At 71.5% G+C, this 15,193-nt stretch carries 12 protein-coding genes; 6 read left to right on the top strand and 6 right to left on the bottom strand.

All coding sequences use genetic code 11. The features are described 5' to 3' along the window. Positions 1 to 4: 4 nt before the first annotated feature. From EBO15_RS18815 to EBO15_RS18805, 3 genes are all read left to right on the top strand, one after another. Complete coding sequence (locus tag EBO15_RS18815) at positions 5 to 691, top strand: DUF3105 domain-containing protein (RefSeq protein WP_122195713.1); 687 nt, start codon at positions 5 to 7, stop codon at positions 689 to 691. Continuing rightward, complete coding sequence (locus tag EBO15_RS18810; RefSeq protein WP_122195712.1) at positions 688 to 1,359, top strand: DUF305 domain-containing protein; 672 nt, start codon at positions 688 to 690, stop codon at positions 1,357 to 1,359. Before EBO15_RS18815 ends, EBO15_RS18810 begins: the two co-directional genes overlap by 4 nt. Positions 1,360 to 1,467: 108 nt before the next feature. Further along, positions 1,468 to 2,109 (top strand): TIGR03086 family metal-binding protein, encoded by a 642-nt coding sequence (locus EBO15_RS18805; protein ID WP_122195711.1) that lies wholly within the window; start codon positions 1,468 to 1,470, stop codon positions 2,107 to 2,109. Positions 2,110 to 2,189: 80 nt separating this feature from the next. Here the strand turns inward: EBO15_RS18805 and EBO15_RS18800 are convergent, their stop codons facing one another. Together EBO15_RS18800 and EBO15_RS18795 are read right to left on the bottom strand one after the other, a co-directional pair. Beyond that, positions 2,190 to 3,491, bottom strand: coding sequence for a DUF349 domain-containing protein (locus EBO15_RS18800; protein WP_122195710.1), 1,302 nt, complete (start codon positions 3,489 to 3,491; stop codon positions 2,190 to 2,192). Between the two features lie 31 nt (positions 3,492 to 3,522). After that, a complete protein-coding gene (locus tag EBO15_RS18795; RefSeq protein WP_233616284.1) occupies positions 3,523 to 4,347 on the bottom strand; it encodes a peptidylprolyl isomerase in 825 nt (274 codons plus the stop codon). Between the two features lie 281 nt (positions 4,348 to 4,628). On the opposite strand from EBO15_RS18795, the gene EBO15_RS18790 reads away from it, so the two are divergent. Genes EBO15_RS18790 through aspS form a run of 3 tightly spaced genes read left to right on the top strand, consistent with a single transcriptional unit; the run spans position 4,629 to position 8,392 of the window. Further along, positions 4,629 to 5,324 carry an MBL fold metallo-hydrolase gene (locus EBO15_RS18790; protein WP_122195708.1) on the top strand — a complete coding sequence of 232 codons (696 nt, stop codon included), beginning with the start codon at positions 4,629 to 4,631 and terminating at the stop codon, positions 5,322 to 5,324. A gap of 9 nt (positions 5,325 to 5,333) precedes the next feature. Next, positions 5,334 to 6,620 carry a histidine--tRNA ligase gene (hisS, locus tag EBO15_RS18785; protein WP_122195707.1) on the top strand — a complete coding sequence of 429 codons (1,287 nt, stop codon included), beginning with the start codon at positions 5,334 to 5,336 and terminating at the stop codon, positions 6,618 to 6,620. After that, on the top strand, positions 6,617 to 8,392 hold the full coding sequence (gene aspS / locus EBO15_RS18780; protein WP_122195706.1) for an aspartate--tRNA ligase: 1,776 nt from the start codon (positions 6,617 to 6,619) through the stop codon (positions 8,390 to 8,392). The genes hisS and aspS overlap by 4 nt, the downstream gene beginning before the upstream one ends. Positions 8,393 to 8,461: 69 nt before the next feature. On the opposite strand, the gene EBO15_RS18775 is transcribed toward aspS, so the two are convergent. The 4 genes from EBO15_RS18775 to secD form a co-directional block, all read right to left on the bottom strand. Further along, positions 8,462 to 10,636, bottom strand: coding sequence for a RelA/SpoT family protein (locus EBO15_RS18775; RefSeq protein ID WP_122195743.1), 2,175 nt, complete (start codon positions 10,634 to 10,636; stop codon positions 8,462 to 8,464). Between the two features lie 890 nt (positions 10,637 to 11,526). After that, entirely contained in the window at positions 11,527 to 12,051 is a 525-nt protein-coding gene (locus tag EBO15_RS18770; protein ID WP_122195705.1) for an adenine phosphoribosyltransferase, read from the bottom strand. Positions 12,052 to 12,193: 142 nt separating this feature from the next. Next, the gene (gene secF / locus EBO15_RS18765) at positions 12,194 to 13,366 is read right to left on the bottom strand and encodes a protein translocase subunit SecF (RefSeq protein ID WP_122195704.1); all 1,173 of its coding nucleotides are present in this window, start codon (positions 13,364 to 13,366) and stop codon (positions 12,194 to 12,196) included. Between the two features lie 2 nt (positions 13,367 to 13,368). Further along, positions 13,369 to 15,162 carry a protein translocase subunit SecD gene (secD, locus tag EBO15_RS18760; RefSeq protein WP_233616283.1) on the bottom strand — a complete coding sequence of 598 codons (1,794 nt, stop codon included), beginning with the start codon at positions 15,160 to 15,162 and terminating at the stop codon, positions 13,369 to 13,371. Between the last annotated feature and the right edge of the window lie 31 nt (positions 15,163 to 15,193).

Genomic DNA, 15,193 nt, shown 5'->3' with positions numbered 1-15,193 from the left:
AGCCATGTCCAAGAACGCGCGCTCTGGCGCGCCCAAGAACAGCCCCCGCCAAGGCAAGCCCGCGGCAGGCAAGACCACAGGCAGCAAGACCGGGGCCGACAAGTCCGCCTCCCAGAAGCCCCCGGCGCGGAAGAACGCCCTGACGGAGCGGCAAACGCCGTGGGGCACGATCACCTTCTTCACCGTGATCGGGCTGGTCGCGGCCGTCGCGATCGGCTTCGCGTTCATGCAGACCCGCTCGTCCGCCGACGGGCCCAAGATCGCGGGCCTGGTCACCAAGGACGAGACGAACCGCGACCACGTCACCACCCCGGTCAAGTACGACACGAACCCGCCGATCGGCGGCGCGCACGACCCGCTCTGGCAGAACTGCGGCGTCTACACCAGCGCGCTCCGCAACGAGAACGCCGTCCACGCGCTCGAGCACGGCGCGGTGTGGATCACCTACCGGCCGGACCTTCCCACCGACCAGGTGGTCAAGCTGTCGGCGAAGGTCGGCGCCACCGCGTACACGCTGCTCAGCCCCTACCCGGGCCTGGACTCCCCGATCGCGCTGAGCGCGTGGGGCAAGCAGCTCAAGGTCCAGAGCGCCGGGGACCCGCGGGTGGACGAGTTCCTGCGCGCCTTCGTCCGGGGCCCGCAGACGCCCGAGCCGGGCGCTGCCTGCACCGGCGGCAAGGCCACCCCGTGACCGCCGCCACCGAGACGGAGGATGGCGCCGAGGAGGCCGTCGCGGTGCCCGGGGCGTCGCGCGGGCGACGGACGATCATCGTCCTCGTGGTGGCCGTCGTGGCGGCCGCCGCCGTCCTGATCGTCTGGACACAGCGGTCCGGCAAGCCCGCGGCCGAGGGGCCGGAGGCCGGGTTCGCGCGGGACATGAGCGTCCACCACGCGCAGGCCGTCGAGATGTCGTTCGTCGTCCGCGACCGGACGCGGGACGACGCCGTCCGGCTGCTGGCCTACGACATCATCAACACCCAGGAGGCCCAGATCGGCATGATGACGGCCTGGCTGGACGGCTGGGGCCTGCCCAAGGCCGACCCCGCCGGGCCGATGCGCTGGATGGGCCACGGCGGGCACGGCGGGACGTCGCTCCCCGCGGACGGCTCCATGCCCGGCATGGCCACGCCCGCGCAGCTCGCCGAGCTGGGGAAGGCGTCCGGACGGCAGGCCGAGACGCTGTACCTGCGGCTGATGATCGCCCACCACCGGGGCGGCGTCTCGATGGCCGAGGCCGTCCTCGGCCGGACCGGGAACGCCCAGGTCACGCGGCTCGCCCGGACGATGGTCGAGGGGCAGCGCGCGGAGATCACGCTGATGGAGCGCATGCTCGCCGAGCGCGGCGCGCCCGCCGCCTGACGGGCGTGCGACCGGCGCCCCGGTCCACGGCGGGATCGTCGTGGACCGGGGCGCGGGGCGGCCCCCGGCCCGCTTGACAGCGATCGCCGATCGCGGGTGACTGACGGCATGACAGGCAGCGGAGCGAGCGGAAGCACGGACGGCGGCCACGGCGGACGGGGCGGCGGAGGCGCCCTCCCCGACGGCTACGAACGGGCCCTGGACCTGTTCGAAGGCGTGGTCGGAGCCGTCCCGCATGACGGCTGGGACGCGCCCACTCCCTGCGCGGGCTGGACGGCCCGCCAGGTCGCCGGGCATGTGACCGGCGGCCAGTTCATGATCCGGGCCCTCGCCACCGGCGTCCCCCAGCCCGACGTCAACATCGAGCCCGAGCGGTTCTGCCCCGGCGACGTCCCGCGCGCCTGGCGCGCCGCCCGGCGGGAGTGCGCGGCGGCGCTGACGGACGAGGCGCTCGCCCGTCCCATCCCGCTGGGCGGGCTCGGCGAGGTGCCCCTGAGCGACTTCCTCGCCGGATACGTCCTGGAGCCGCTCGTCCACACCTGGGACCTCGCGGTCGCGACCGGGCAGCCGTCCCGGCTCGACCCGGACCTGGTCCACCACGCCTTCGCCACCGCGCGGATGATCGCCGCGCCGATGCGGGAGGCCGGGCACCTGGGCCCGCCGCTCACCGCGCCGCCCGGCTCCGGCGAGCAGACCCGGCTGCTGTCCTTCCTCGGCCGCGACCCCGCCGGCCGCCCCACCGGCGCCTGACCGTCCCCGAATCCGAGCGGGCCCGGAAACGAGCGAGCCCGGCGGGTCCCGAGGGACCCGCCGGGCTCGGCGTCATCGGATCAGGAGAACTCGGCGAGGGTGCGCTCGGCCTCGGAGAGCCAGGCGCGGCGGGCGTCGAGGGCCTCCTCGGCGTCCCGGACGTCCTTGTCGCGGCCCGACGCGCGGGCCTTCTCCAGCCGCTTCTCCAGCTGCTCGATCGAGGAGCGCAGCTGGTTCACGGTCGCCTCGGCGCGGGCGCGCGCCTCGGGGTTGGTGCGCCGCCACTCCGACTCCTCGGCCGTCCGGACGGTCTCCTCGACCTTCCGGAGCCGGCCCTCGAGCCGGTCCCGCATCTCGCGCGGGACCATGCCGGCGGCCTCCCAGCGCTCCTGGATGCCGCGCAGCGCCTGCCGGGCCGCCCGCACGTCGGTGATCGGAAGCAGCTTCTCCGCCTCGGCGAGGATGCGCTCCTTCTCCTCGGCGTTCCCCTGGAACTCGGCGTCGCGCTCGGCGAACACCGCGCTGCGGGCCTGGAAGAAGACGTCCTGCGCGCCCTTGAAGCGGGCCCACAGCTCGTCCTCGGTCTCCCGGGAGGCGCGGCCGGCGAGCTTCCAGCGGCGCATCAGGTCGCGGTAGGCGGCGGCGGTCTCGCCCCAGTCGGTCGAGCGGGACAGCGTCTCGGCCTCGGAGACCAGCCGCTCCTTCTCGCGCCGGGCGTCCTCGCGCTGGTCGTCCAGCGTCGAGAAGTACGCCTTGCGGCGCTTGGTGAAGGCGTTGCGGGCCGTCGACAGCCGCTTCCACAGCGAGGTCTCGGTGGGACGGTCGACGCGCTCGGCGGCCTTCCACTCCTCCACCAGCTCGCGGAGCCGCTCGCCGCCGTTCTTCCAGTGCGTCTCCTCGGCCGCGATCCGCTCGGCCTCGGCGACGATGCGCTCCTTGACCTCGCGGGCCTCGGACCGGGCGTGCTCGCGCTGGGCCTTGACCTCCTCGCGGCGCTTGCCGACCAGCCCGTCCAGGCCGTCCAGCCTGCGCGCCAGCGCGTCCAGGTCGCCGACGGCGTGCGCCTCGGTGACCTGCTCGCGCAGCTTGGCGATGCTCTGCTGCGCCTGCTGAGGCTGCAGGTCGGTGGTCCGGACCCGCTGCTCCAGCAGGCCGATCTCGGTGACGAGAGCGTCGTACTTGCGCCGGAAGTAGCCGAGGGCCTCATCCGGGGCCCCGGCCTGCCAGGACCCGACGACGCGTTCGCCGTCAGCGGTACGCACGTAGACCGTGCCGTCCTCGTCCACCCGGCCCCAGGGATCGGTCGCGCTGGACACCCTTGCCTCCTGAATCGCGGGTCCGATCGTGTGCGCGCCGGAGTGCGCGGTCGTGTCCACACTCATCGGACCCTCCACACCTTAGTATCCCGATCCCCTATTTCCCGGCGATCGCGACGTCCTCGATCGTGACCTTCTTCTTGGGCTCACCCGTGCCGTCGTCACCCGCCTTGGCGATACCGCCCTTGGCGACCTTCGACAGCACGTCCATACCCGAGGTGATCTTGCCGAACACGGTGTAGTCCGGCGAGAGCTGCGAGTCCCCGTACACCAGGAAGAACTGGCTGCCGTTGGTGTCCGGGCCGGCGTTCGCCATGGCGAGGGTACCGGCGCCGTACTTGGCGCCCGTCGTGTTCTCGTTGGCGAACTTGTAGCCGGGCCCGCCCTGGCCGGTGCCGGTCGGGTCGCCGCACTGCAGCATCTGCAGGCCGGTTCCCGTGGACAGGCGGTGGCAGTGGCTGCCGTCCCAGAACTTCTTGCTCGCCAGGAACGCGAAGGAGTTGGTGGCGCACGGGGCCTTCGCCCCGTCCAGCGTCAGGCCGATGTCGCCCTGCGAGGTCTTGACCGTCGCCTTCACCACGCCGTTGTAGGCGGGCTTGACCGACGGCTTCGAACCGTCCTTGAGGGCGCCCTTGTCCGGAGAACTGTTATAGGCGCACTCACCGGGCTTCGCCTTGGACTGGTCGGCCTGAGCCGACGGCTTGGCGTCGTCCTTCTTCTTGTCGTCCTTGTTGAGGGCGAACGCGGCGGCCGAGCCGCCGCCGATGACGACGACGGCCGCGACCGCCGCGCCGACGATCCTCAGGTTGCGGGCGCGGGCCTGCTCGGCCTCCCGGCGCGCCTGCTGGCGCTCATAGCGCTGACGCGCGAGCTGCTTCTTGCGGTCCTTCGCCGCCACGTGCCTGCCCCTCCGTGTGATCATCGTGTGATCAGGTGAACGTGCAGCGCATAGTAGCGGTACCGGGGCCGTCGTTGGCCCCTCCGGGCGCTCCCGGCCGCCCCCGGATCCCGCCGACACGGCGATCCCGGCATCTCGTTCGCGGCGGGACCGGCCGCGCCGGTACCCTCGTAGGACCGCGTGTGCGGCGGTGACCGGCCGGTTCCCGGCCGGATCGCCGGACCCGACGCGCCGTCCGGATGCGGACGGCGCCCGTTCGGCCCGTGCCCACCGCACACTCAGCGAATTCACAGGAAGGGACGGCCGTGCTCGTCGCCGGGTTCCCCGCCGGATCGTTCGCCGCGAACTGCTACGTCGTGGCTCCCGCCGCGGGCGAGGAGTGCGTGATCATCGACCCCGGCCAGGACGCCGAGGCCGGGATCGACGAGATCCTGCGCGAGCACCGGCTGAAGCCGGTCGCGGTGCTGCTCACCCACGGTCACATCGACCACGTCTGGTCGGTGGCCCCGGTCTGCGGCGCCAAGGACGTGCCCGCGTTCGTCCACCCGGACGACCGCGACCTGCTGACCGACCCCGGCAAGGGCCTGTCCCTGGCCACCCGGCAGCAGTTCCTCGGCGGCCTGACGCTCACCGAGCCGGACGACGTCCGCGAACTGGCGGACGGCGTGAGGCTCGAGCTGGCCGGCCTGGAGATCACCGTCGACCACGCGCCGGGCCATACCGGCGGGTCGGTGACCTTCCGGACCCCGGCCGCAGGTGAGATCCCCGAGGTGATGTTCACCGGGGACCTGCTGTTCGCCGGATCGATCGGACGCACCGACCTGCCGGGCGGCTCCTACGAGCAGATCGTGGACAGCCTCTCCCGGGTCTGCCTGAGCAGGCCCGACGAGACGGCCGTCCTGCCCGGCCACGGACCTCAGACGACCATCGGCCGTGAGCGCGCGACCAACCCCTTCTTGGCGGAACTGAAGCCCGCCGACGGCCCGCACAAGGGATTCTGACCCACAGACATGAGTTCGAGCTTCCAAGCCCCCAAGGGCATCAGTGAGTACGTGCCGCCCCGCGCGGACCTCTTCTACGCCGTCCGCGAGGCGTTCGCCGAGCGCGCCCGGCTGGCCGGATACGGCTACCTGGAACTGGCGGTGTTCGAGGACACCAACCTGTTCAAGCGCGGCGTCGGCGAGTCCACCGACGTGGTCTCCAAGGAGATGTACACCTTCACCGACCGGGGCGACCGGTCGCTGACGCTGCGTCCGGAGTTCACCGCCGGGGTGCTCCGCGCCGTCCTGGAGCACGGCCTGCACAAGCAGGGCGGGCTGCCGGTCAAGGTGTGGACGACCGGCCCCGCGTTCCGCGCCGAGCGGCCCCAGCAGGGCCGCTACCGGCAGTTCTACCAGCTGGACCTCGAGGCGATCGGCAGCGAGGACCCGGCCGTCGACGCCGAGGTGATCGCGATCTCGGCGGGCTGGTACCGCTCGCTGGGCCTCACCCAGGTGCGGCTGCTGCTGAACTCGCTCGGCTGCAAGAACTGCCGCCCGGCCTACCGGGTCCTGCTGCAGGAGTTCCTGCGCGGCCTGGACCTGGACGACGCGACCCGCGAGCGCATCGAGATCAACCCGCTGCGCGTGCTGGACGACAAGCGTCCCGCCGTCCGGGAGCAGCTCAAGGACGCCCCGCTGATGGCCGACCACCTGTGCGGCGACTGCAAGGCCTACCACGACCGGGTCCGCGAGCTGCTCACCGACCTCGGCATCGCCTTCGAGGACACCCCGACCCTGGTCCGCGGGCTGGACTACTACACCCGCACCACCTTCGAGTTCGACCACCCGCTGCTCGGCGCCCAGTCCGGCATCGGCGGCGGCGGACGCTACGACGGCCTGTCGGAGGACATCGGCGGCCCCGAGCTGCCCGGCATCGGCTTCGGCCTCGGCCTGGACCGCACCGTCCTCGCCCTGGAGGCCGAGTCGGCGTCCGGCGGGCAGGGCCCGGCGTTCACGCCGAAGCCCCGCTGCGAGGTGTTCGGGGTGCCGCTGGGCGAGGCGGCCGAGCGGCGCGTGTTCGACCTGGTCGCCGGGCTGCGCGAGGCCGGGATCGCGGCCGACATGGCGTTCGGGGGCAAGAAGCTCAAGGGCGCGATGAAGGACGCCGACCGGTCCGGGGCGCGGTACGCGCTGATCCTCGGGGAGCGGGACATCGCCGACGGGGTCGTCCAGCTCAAGGACCTGACGTCCGGGGAGCAGACGCCCGTCGCGCTCACCGACACCACTTCGACGTTGAAGGAAAGGCTTTCACGATGATCCGCTCGCACGAGGCGGGGACCCTCCGCAGGGAGCACGCCGGGCAGCAGGTGACGCTGGCCGGCTGGGTGGCGCGGCGCCGCGACCACGGTGGCGTCACCTTCATCGACCTGCGCGACGCCTCGGGCGCCGCCCAGGTCGTGTTCCGCGAGGAGGACACCGCGCACGACCTGCGGTCGGAGTTCTGCGTCAAGATCACCGGCGAGGTCCGGATCCGCCCCGCGGGCAACGAGAACCCCGAGCTGCCCACCGGGGAGATCGAGGTCGCCGCGACCGAGATCGAGGTGCTGAGCGAGTCCGCGCCGCTGCCGTTCCCGATCGAGGGCGACGTCAACGTCAACGAGGAGATCCGGCTCAAGTACCGGTACCTCGACCTGCGCCGCGAGTCCGTCGCCCGCGACATGCGAATCCGCTCGCAGGGCTCGTACATCATCAACGACGTCATGCGCGACCACGGCTTCGTCAACGTCGAGACCCCGACGCTGACCCGGTCCACCCCCGAGGGCGCGCGCGACTTCCTGGTGCCGGTGCGGCTGCGTCCGGGCCACTGGTACGCGCTGCCGCAGTCGCCGCAGCTGTTCAAGCAGCTGCTCATGGTCGGCGGCCTCGAGCGGTACTTCCAGATCGCCCGCTGCTACCGGGACGAGGACTTCCGCGCCGACCGGCAGCCGGAGTTCACCCAGATCGACATCGAGATGTCGTTCGTCGAGCAGTCCGACGTGCTGACCGTCGCCGAGGACCTCGTCCGGCGGCTCTGGCGCGACATCGTCGGCCACGAGATCGGCGAGATCCCCCACATCACCTACGCCGACGCCATGGCCCGCTACGGCTCGGACAAGCCCGACCTGCGGTTCGGCCTCGAGCTGACCGAGATGACCGAGTACTTCGCGAACACCTCCTTCCGGGTGTTCCAGGCCCCCTACGTGGGCGCGGTCGTCATGCCCGGCGGCGGCTCCCAGACCCGCAAGGAGCTGGACGGCTGGCAGGACTGGGCGAAGCAGCGCGGCGCGCGCGGCCTCGCCTACGTCCTCGTCCAGGAGGACGGCACGCTCGGCGGCCCGGTCGCCAAGAACCTGTCGGACGAGGAGAAGTCGGGCCTGGCCGCCAAGGTCGGCGCCGAGCCCGGCGACGCGATCTTCTTCGGCGCCGGCAAGCCGCACGCCACCCGCGAGCTGCTCGGCGCGGCACGGCTGGAGATCGGCCGCCGCAGGGACCTGATCGACGAGGACGCCTGGGCGTTCTGCTGGGTCGTGGACGCCCCGGTGTTCGAGTCCGTCGAGGACGACAAGGGCGAGCACATCGGCTGGACGTCGGTGCACCACCCGTTCACCGCGCCGAAGCCCGAGCACGCCGACCTGGTCCTGACCGACCCGGGCGCCGTCCTCGCGAACGCCTACGACATCGTCTGCAACGGCAACGAGATCGGCGGCGGCTCGATCCGTATCCACCAGGCCGAGATGCAGCAGAAGGTGTTCGACGTCCTCGGCCTGTCCAAGGAGGAGGCCGAGTCGAAGTTCGGCTTCCTGCTCGAGGCGTTCAAGTTCGGCCCGCCGCCGCACGGCGGGATCGCGTTCGGCTGGGACCGGACGGCCATGCTGCTGGCGGGCGAGTCGTCCATCCGCGACGTGATCGCCTTCCCGAAGGCCGCGTCCGGCTACGACCCGCTGACGGCCGCGCCGACGCCGATCACCCCGGAGCAGCGCGCCGAGGCCGGGATCGACTTCGTCCCCGAGGACGAGGACGACGAGGCCAAGGCCGGCGAGAGCGCCTGACCCCGACCCCCAGGGCATGAGAAAGGGCTGGTCCGACACTGTCGGACCAGCCCTCTTCTTGTCTCCGGGTCAGCGGTTGGTGCCGCTGGTGACGCGGTAGACGTCGTACACGCCGTCGATGGACCGGACGGCCTTCAGGACGTGCCCGAGGTGCTTCGGGTCGCCCATCTCGAAGGTGAACCGGCTGACGGCGACCCGGTCGCGGGTGGTGGTGACCGACGCCGACAGGATGTTCACGTGCTGGTCGGACAGGACGCGCGTGACGTCCGACAGGAGGCGCGGGCGGTCGAGCGCCTCGACCTGGATCGCGACGAGGAACACCGAGTCCTCGCCGGGCGACCAGCGGACGTCGATGAGCCGGTCCGGCTGCTCCTTGAGCTGCGCGACGTTCACGCAGTCGGCGCGGTGCACCGACACGCCGTGGCCGCGGGTCACGAACCCGACGATGTCGTCGCCCGGGACCGGGGTGCAACATCGGGACAGCCGCACCCACACGTCCGCGTCGCCCGCGACCACGACGCCCGGGTCCCCCGCGGGACGGGTGCGCTTGCGGCGCGTCGGGAGGGCGATCTCGGCCATGTCCTCGTCGGCGGACTCGACGCCGCCGAGGGCCTCGACGAGTTTCTGGACGACGCTCTGCGCCGAGATGTGCCCCTCGCCGACCGCCGCGTACAGCGACGAGATGTCCGGGTAGCGCAGGTCGCGGGCGAGGACGAGCAGCGCCTCCCCCGACATCATGCGCTGGAGCGGCATGTTCTGCTTGCGCATCGCGCGGGCGATGGAGTCCTTGCCGGACTCGATCGCGGTGTCCCGGCGCTCCTTGGAGAACCAGTGCTTGATCTTGTTGCGGGCGCGCGGCGACTTGACGAAGTTCAGCCAGTCGCGGGACGGCCCGGCGTCCGCGGCCTTGCTGGTGAAGATCTCGACGGTGTCGCCGTTGTCGAGGGCGGACTCCAGCGGCACGAGACGTCCGTTCACCCGGGCGCCGATCGTGCGGTACCCGACCTCGGTGTGGACGGCGAAGGCGAAGTCGACCGGCGTCGCGCCCTGCGGCAGCGCGATCACGTCGCCCTTCGGGGTGAAGACGAACACCTCCGACACCGACAGGTCGAAGCGCAGCGACTCCAGGAACTCGGCCGGGTCGGCGGTCTCCTTCTGCCAGTCGAGCAGCTGCCGGAGCCACTGCATGTCGGCCGCCTTCCGGCCGCCGACCGTCTCCTCCTTGTACTTCCAGTGCGCGGCGACGCCGTACTCGGCGCGGCGGTGCATGCCCCAGGTGCGGATCTGCAGCTCGACCGGCTTGCCCTCGGGCCCGATCACGCTGGTGTGCAGCGACTGGTACATGTTGAACTTCGGCATCGCGATGTAGTCCTTGAACCGGCCGGGGACCGGGTTCCACCGCGCGTGGATGGTGCCGAGCGCCGCGTAGCAGTCGCGGACGGTGTCCACCAGGATCCGGATGCCGACCAGGTCGTAGATCTTGTCGAAGTCGACGTCCCGGGCGATCATCTTCTGGTAGATCGAGTAGTAGTGCTTGGGCCGTCCGACCACGGTGGCCTTGATCTTGGCCTCGCGCAGGTCGCCGGAGACGGCCTCGATGACCTCCTGGAGGAACACGTCGCGGCGCGGGGCCCGCTCGGAGACGAGCCGGGCGATCTCGTCGAACCGCTTCGGGTAGAGCGTGGCGAAGGACAGGTCCTCCAGCTCCCACTTCAGCGTGTTCATGCCCAGCCGGTGCGCGAGCGGGGCGAAGACCTCGAGCGTCTCGCGGGCCTTCTTCTCCTGCTTGTGCCGCGGCATGTAGCGCAGCGTGCGCATGTTGTGCAGCCGGTCGGCCAGCTTGATCACCAGGACGCGGATGTCCCGGGACATCGCGACGACCATCTTGCGGACGGTCTCGGCCTCGGCGGCGTCACCGTACTTGACCTTGTCGAGCTTGGTGACGCCGTCCACCAGGGCGGCGATCTCGTCGCCGAAGTCGGCGCGCAGCTCCTCGAGGGTGTACTCGGTGTCCTCGACGGTGTCGTGCAGCAGGGCCGCGCACAGCGTCTCGGTGTTCATGCCGAGCTCGGCGAGGATGGTCGAGACGGCGAGCGGGTGCGTGATGTACGGGTCGCCGCTCTTGCGCTTCTGGTTCCGGTGGTAGTGCGCGGCCACGTCGTAGGCGCGCTCGATCTGCCGGAGGTCCGCTTTCGGATGGGTGTTGCGGACGGTCTTGATGAGTGGTTCGAGTACCGGATTCATGGCGGGACCGCGCTGGGATCCGAGCCGGGCGAGCCTGCGCCGCACCCTGGCCGCTGATGGTGGGATCGGGGCCGTGCCGGAACCCGCCGGAGCGGATTCGGGCGGGTTGCCCGCGGCCGGTGCCCCGCCGGACGCCGAGGCGCCCGCGGCGGTGCTCCGTTTGACGGGGGGCTTGGCAGAGGACTTGGTGGAGGACTCGGCGGAGGGTTCGCCGGAGGGTTCGCCGGAGGGTTTCGCGGGGGTGGACCCGGCGGGCTCCGCCGGGCCGCCGCCGGTGGACGCGGCCTGCCGCGTCTTCCCCGCGGACGGCGTCTCAGCGGGCGCCTGGGCCTTCGGGGCGGACGCGGTGGCCTCTGCCCCACCTTTGCCCGGGGACGCCTTCTCCGTGGCCTCCTGGGCCTCCTGGGCCTTGTCGACGGGCCTGGTCTGGGCGGCGGATACCGGGCCCTGACCTGCGGAGCCCTTGCCCGTGGGGCCCTTGAGCGCCGGATCCGCAGGCACCGGATCCGTGGGCGCGGGGGTGGGACCGGGGTTCGCGGGGAGGGGGTCGGCGGGCACCGCCGCGCCGTTCGGCGCGGGCGCGCTCGCCTGCGCGGCCGGAGCGCGCACCGCGGCCCCGTTCGGAACGGCCGGACGCTCGGCGTCCGTCCGCGCTCCGATCACCGCGTCGGTTGATACCACCTCACCGGGCACCCAGCCTCCTCGAAGCCGTGCGGGCGCGATCTCGCCACGTGGCCGGGCGGGAGCGCCCGTCCCCGCCGGTCCCCTGATTCGGCCAGTGTATCCGGCCCCTTTTTCGCACCCGGCCGAATCGGCGATCTCGGGTGCGTGATCAGTAGAACATTCTTGCGGGACGGGACATTCCGCACGTTTCGGGAGGGTGAGGGCTCCTAGACGGTCACCAGGGCGTGCACGTCCAGGCCGTCCAGCTTGTCGCGGCCGTTGAGGAAGCCCAGCTCCATCAGCACCGACAGGCCGACCACCTCGCCGCCGCCGCGCCGGACCAGCTCGGCCGCCGCGCACGCGGTGCCGCCGGTCGCGAGCACGTCGTCGACGATCAGCACGCGGTCGCCCGGCGCGAACGCGTCGGTGTGCATCTCGATCGTCTCGGTGCCGTACTCGAGGTCGTAGTTCTGCTCGTAGGTCGCCGCGGGCAGCTTGCCCTTCTTACGCACCGGGACGAAGCCCGCGCCCATGTGGTAGGCCACGGGGGCGGCCAGGATGAAACCACGCGCCTCGATCCCGACGATCTTGTCGACCGTGCCGCGGCCGTAGTGGTTGACCACCGTGTCGACCACGCCGGCGAACGCCACGTGGTCGGCCAGCAGCGGGGTGATGTCCTTGAACAGCACGCCCGGCTTCGGGTAGTCGCTCACGTCGCGAATCCGGTCCTGGATCAGCTTGTCGAGGTCCACGGGTCTCCTCTTGCGTTTTCCTTCGGGGCGGGGCGGCCTACGGGCGGCCGCCCCGGCACAGTGCGACGGCCGTGCCGCCCACCCGGTGAACCGGGGGACGGACACGGCCGTCATGCTCGTTCGAGCAGGTCGTCCCAGAAGCCTACTTGCCGCGGCGCTGTTGACGGGTGCCGCGCTTGGGCTGCTGGCGCGGCCCCTGCTGCATGACCTTCCGCAGCGTGACGCCCGCGGGCACCCCGTCCTGCGCGGTCCCGCCGGAGGGCACGTCGTCCGACGGGTCGTCGTCCAAGGACGCCTCGTCGTCGTCCGCCGCCGGCCGGGCCGTCGCCCTGGCGACCTTGGCCTGCTGCTTCGGGCTCTGCTCGCGCTTGGCGATGTTGGCCCGCAGCTCCTTGAACCTCGGCTCGCGCTCCTTCAGCTGGACCAGCAGCGGCGTCGCCACGCAGATCGAGGAGTAGGTGCCGACGATCATGCCGACGAACAGGGCGAGCGACAGGTCCTTCAGGGTGCCGGCGCCGAACAGCGTGGTGCCGATGAACAGGATCGCCGCGACCGGCAGGATCGCCACCAGCGAGGTGTTCAGGGACCGGACCAGGGTGCTGGACAGCGCCTGGTTGGCCGCCTCGCTGTAGGTGATCTTCGACTTGGCGTTCAGAGGCCGCGTGACCTCCTTGATCATGTCGAACACCACGACCGCGTCGTACAGCGAGTACCCGAGGATCGTCAGGAAGCCCAGCACGGTCGCGGGCGTGACCTCGAACCCCGACCAGGCGTAGACGCCGGCCGTGATGATCAGGTCGTGCACCAGGGCGACCATCGCGGCGACGGCCATCCGCCACTCGAACGCGACCGACAGGTAGGCGATGATCAGGATCATGAAGACGATGAGCGCCTGCCACGCCTTCTTGGTGATCTCACCGCCCCAGGACGCGCCGACGATCTGACTGCTGATCTGGTTCTCGGAGACGCCCAGCTTCGTCGAGACGTCCTTCTTGACCTCGTTGACGTGCTTGGGGTCCAGGCTCTCGGTGGTGACGCGCCAGTCGCCGCCCGCCTTCTGCACGGTCGCCTGGTGCACGCCGGCGGAGGTGACCGCCCCGCGCACCTGCTCGATCGAGGCGTGCGACGCCTTGGCGATCGTGAAGACCGAGCCGCCCTTGAACTCCACGCCGAAGGTCAGGCCCTGGACGAGCAGGCCGACGAGGGAGAACACGATCAGGAGGCCGGAGATCGAGTACCAGACCTTCGGCCTGCCGACGATGTCGGCGCTGATCTCACCCCGGTAGATCCGGGAGATGACCGCACGCAGTCCCATGATCAGACCTCCTGGCTCGTCGGGCGGGCGGTGCCGTTCGCGCGGGTCTGCGCCGTGCGGCGCAGTCTCGCGGCGTCCAGCCCCGACAGCTTGTGGCCCTTGCCGAAGAACGCGGTCCGGCTCAGCATCGACATCAGCGGCTTGGTGAAGAGGAACACCACCACCACGTCGATCAGCGTGGTCAGACCCATCGCGAACGCGAAGCCCGCGACGCCGCCGACGGCGAGGAAGTACAGCACGACCGCGGCGAGGAAGGTCACCGCGTCCGCCACCAGGATCGTACGCCGCGCGCGCTTCCAGGCGACCTCGACCGACGGCCGCAGGGCCCGTCCGGCGCGTAGTTCGTCGCGGATCCGTTCGAAGTAGACGATGAACGAGTCCGCGGTGATGCCGATCGACACGATCAGGCCGATGATGTGCGGCAGGCTGAGGCGCCAGCCGATGTTCTCACCGAGGATCACGACGGCGACGTAGGTCATCCAGGACGCGACCACCAGCGAGCCGACCGCGACGAGGCCGAGGCCCCGGTAGTAGACCAGGCAGTACAGCAGGACCAGCGCCAGGCCGATGCCGCCGGCGATCAGGCCGCCGCGCAGCTGGTCGGCGCCCAGCGTGGACGACACCTCGTCGATCGCGCTCATTTTGAACTCGAGCGGGAGGGCGCCGTACTTGAGCTTGTTGGACAGGTCCTCGGCGTAGGTCTGGGTGAAGCTCTCCGCCGGGCCGTCGATCCGGGCGCTGCCGCCGGTGATCGGTCCCTGGTTGATGGACGGGGCGGACACGACCTGGCCGTCCAGCACGATCGCGACCTGCGACTGCGGGGACGACGGGTTGGCCTGGTAGGCCTTGGACGCCTCGGTGGTGGTCTGCGAGAACTGGTTGCCGCCCTTACCGGTGAAGGTGAGGTTGACCGACCAGCTCGACTGGCCCTGCGAGGTGTCCGGCGGCATCGCGCTGGCGGACTTGACGTCCTCGCCGAGCACCCGCACCGGGCCGAGCAGGTACTTGGTGACCGACCCCTTCTCGGCCTTGTCGTCGCACGCCACGACCCACTTGCGGTTCACGTCGTTGGAGCCCGGGACGGTCGGGCCGCCCTTGGGCTCGCAGACGGTCTGCTGGAACTGGGCGATGGCCGCCTTGTCGTCCACGCCGGCGAAGTCGTTGCCGTCCGGCGCGACGGGCGTCTGCGCGGACGGGTTGGCCGACGGCGTCGGCGAGGCCGACCCGGACGGCGTGGTCTTCGGCGAGGTGGACGGCGTCGGGGCCGTCAGCGCCTGCGACAGCGCCCGGCCTCGCGGCGTGGACGAGTCGGACGGCGTGCCGGTCGGCTTGTCGGTCGGCTTGGCCGAACCGGTCGCCTTGCCCGACGGGGTGCCCGCGCCAGGGATGGTCGCCTTGCCGGACGGCGTGCCGGTCGCCTTGGCGCCCGGGCTGGACGTCGGCGTCGGCGTGGTCGCCGGAGCCTGCGCGGGCAGGCCGCCCGCCTCCGCGAACACCTGCCGGAACTGGAGCTTGGCGGTGGAGCCGATCGTCTCCGCCGCGCGCCCCTGGCCCTGCCCGGGCAGGTTGACCACGATGTTGTTGCCGCCCTGCTTGGCGACCTCACCGTCCGAGACGCCGAGCCCGTTGACCCGCTGCGTCATGATCTTGACGGCCTGGTCCATCTGGCTGCTCGGCGGGTTCTTGCCGTTCTCGGTGTGCGCGGTCAGCGTGACGGTCGTCCCGCCCGCGAGGTCGAGCCCCAGTTTGGGGGTCCCCGCTCCCTGCATGAACATCACGCCGGTGAGGGCCGCCATGACCGCGAAGAGCGCCAGAAGTGTGCGCCCC

The sequence above is a fragment of the Actinomadura harenae genome, assembly GCF_003696215.1.
GTDB lineage: Bacteria > Actinomycetota > Actinomycetes > Streptosporangiales > Streptosporangiaceae > Spirillospora > Spirillospora harenae.
The sequence above is the reverse complement of the archived record's forward strand: the minus strand, read 5'-3'. Positions and strand labels throughout refer to the sequence as shown.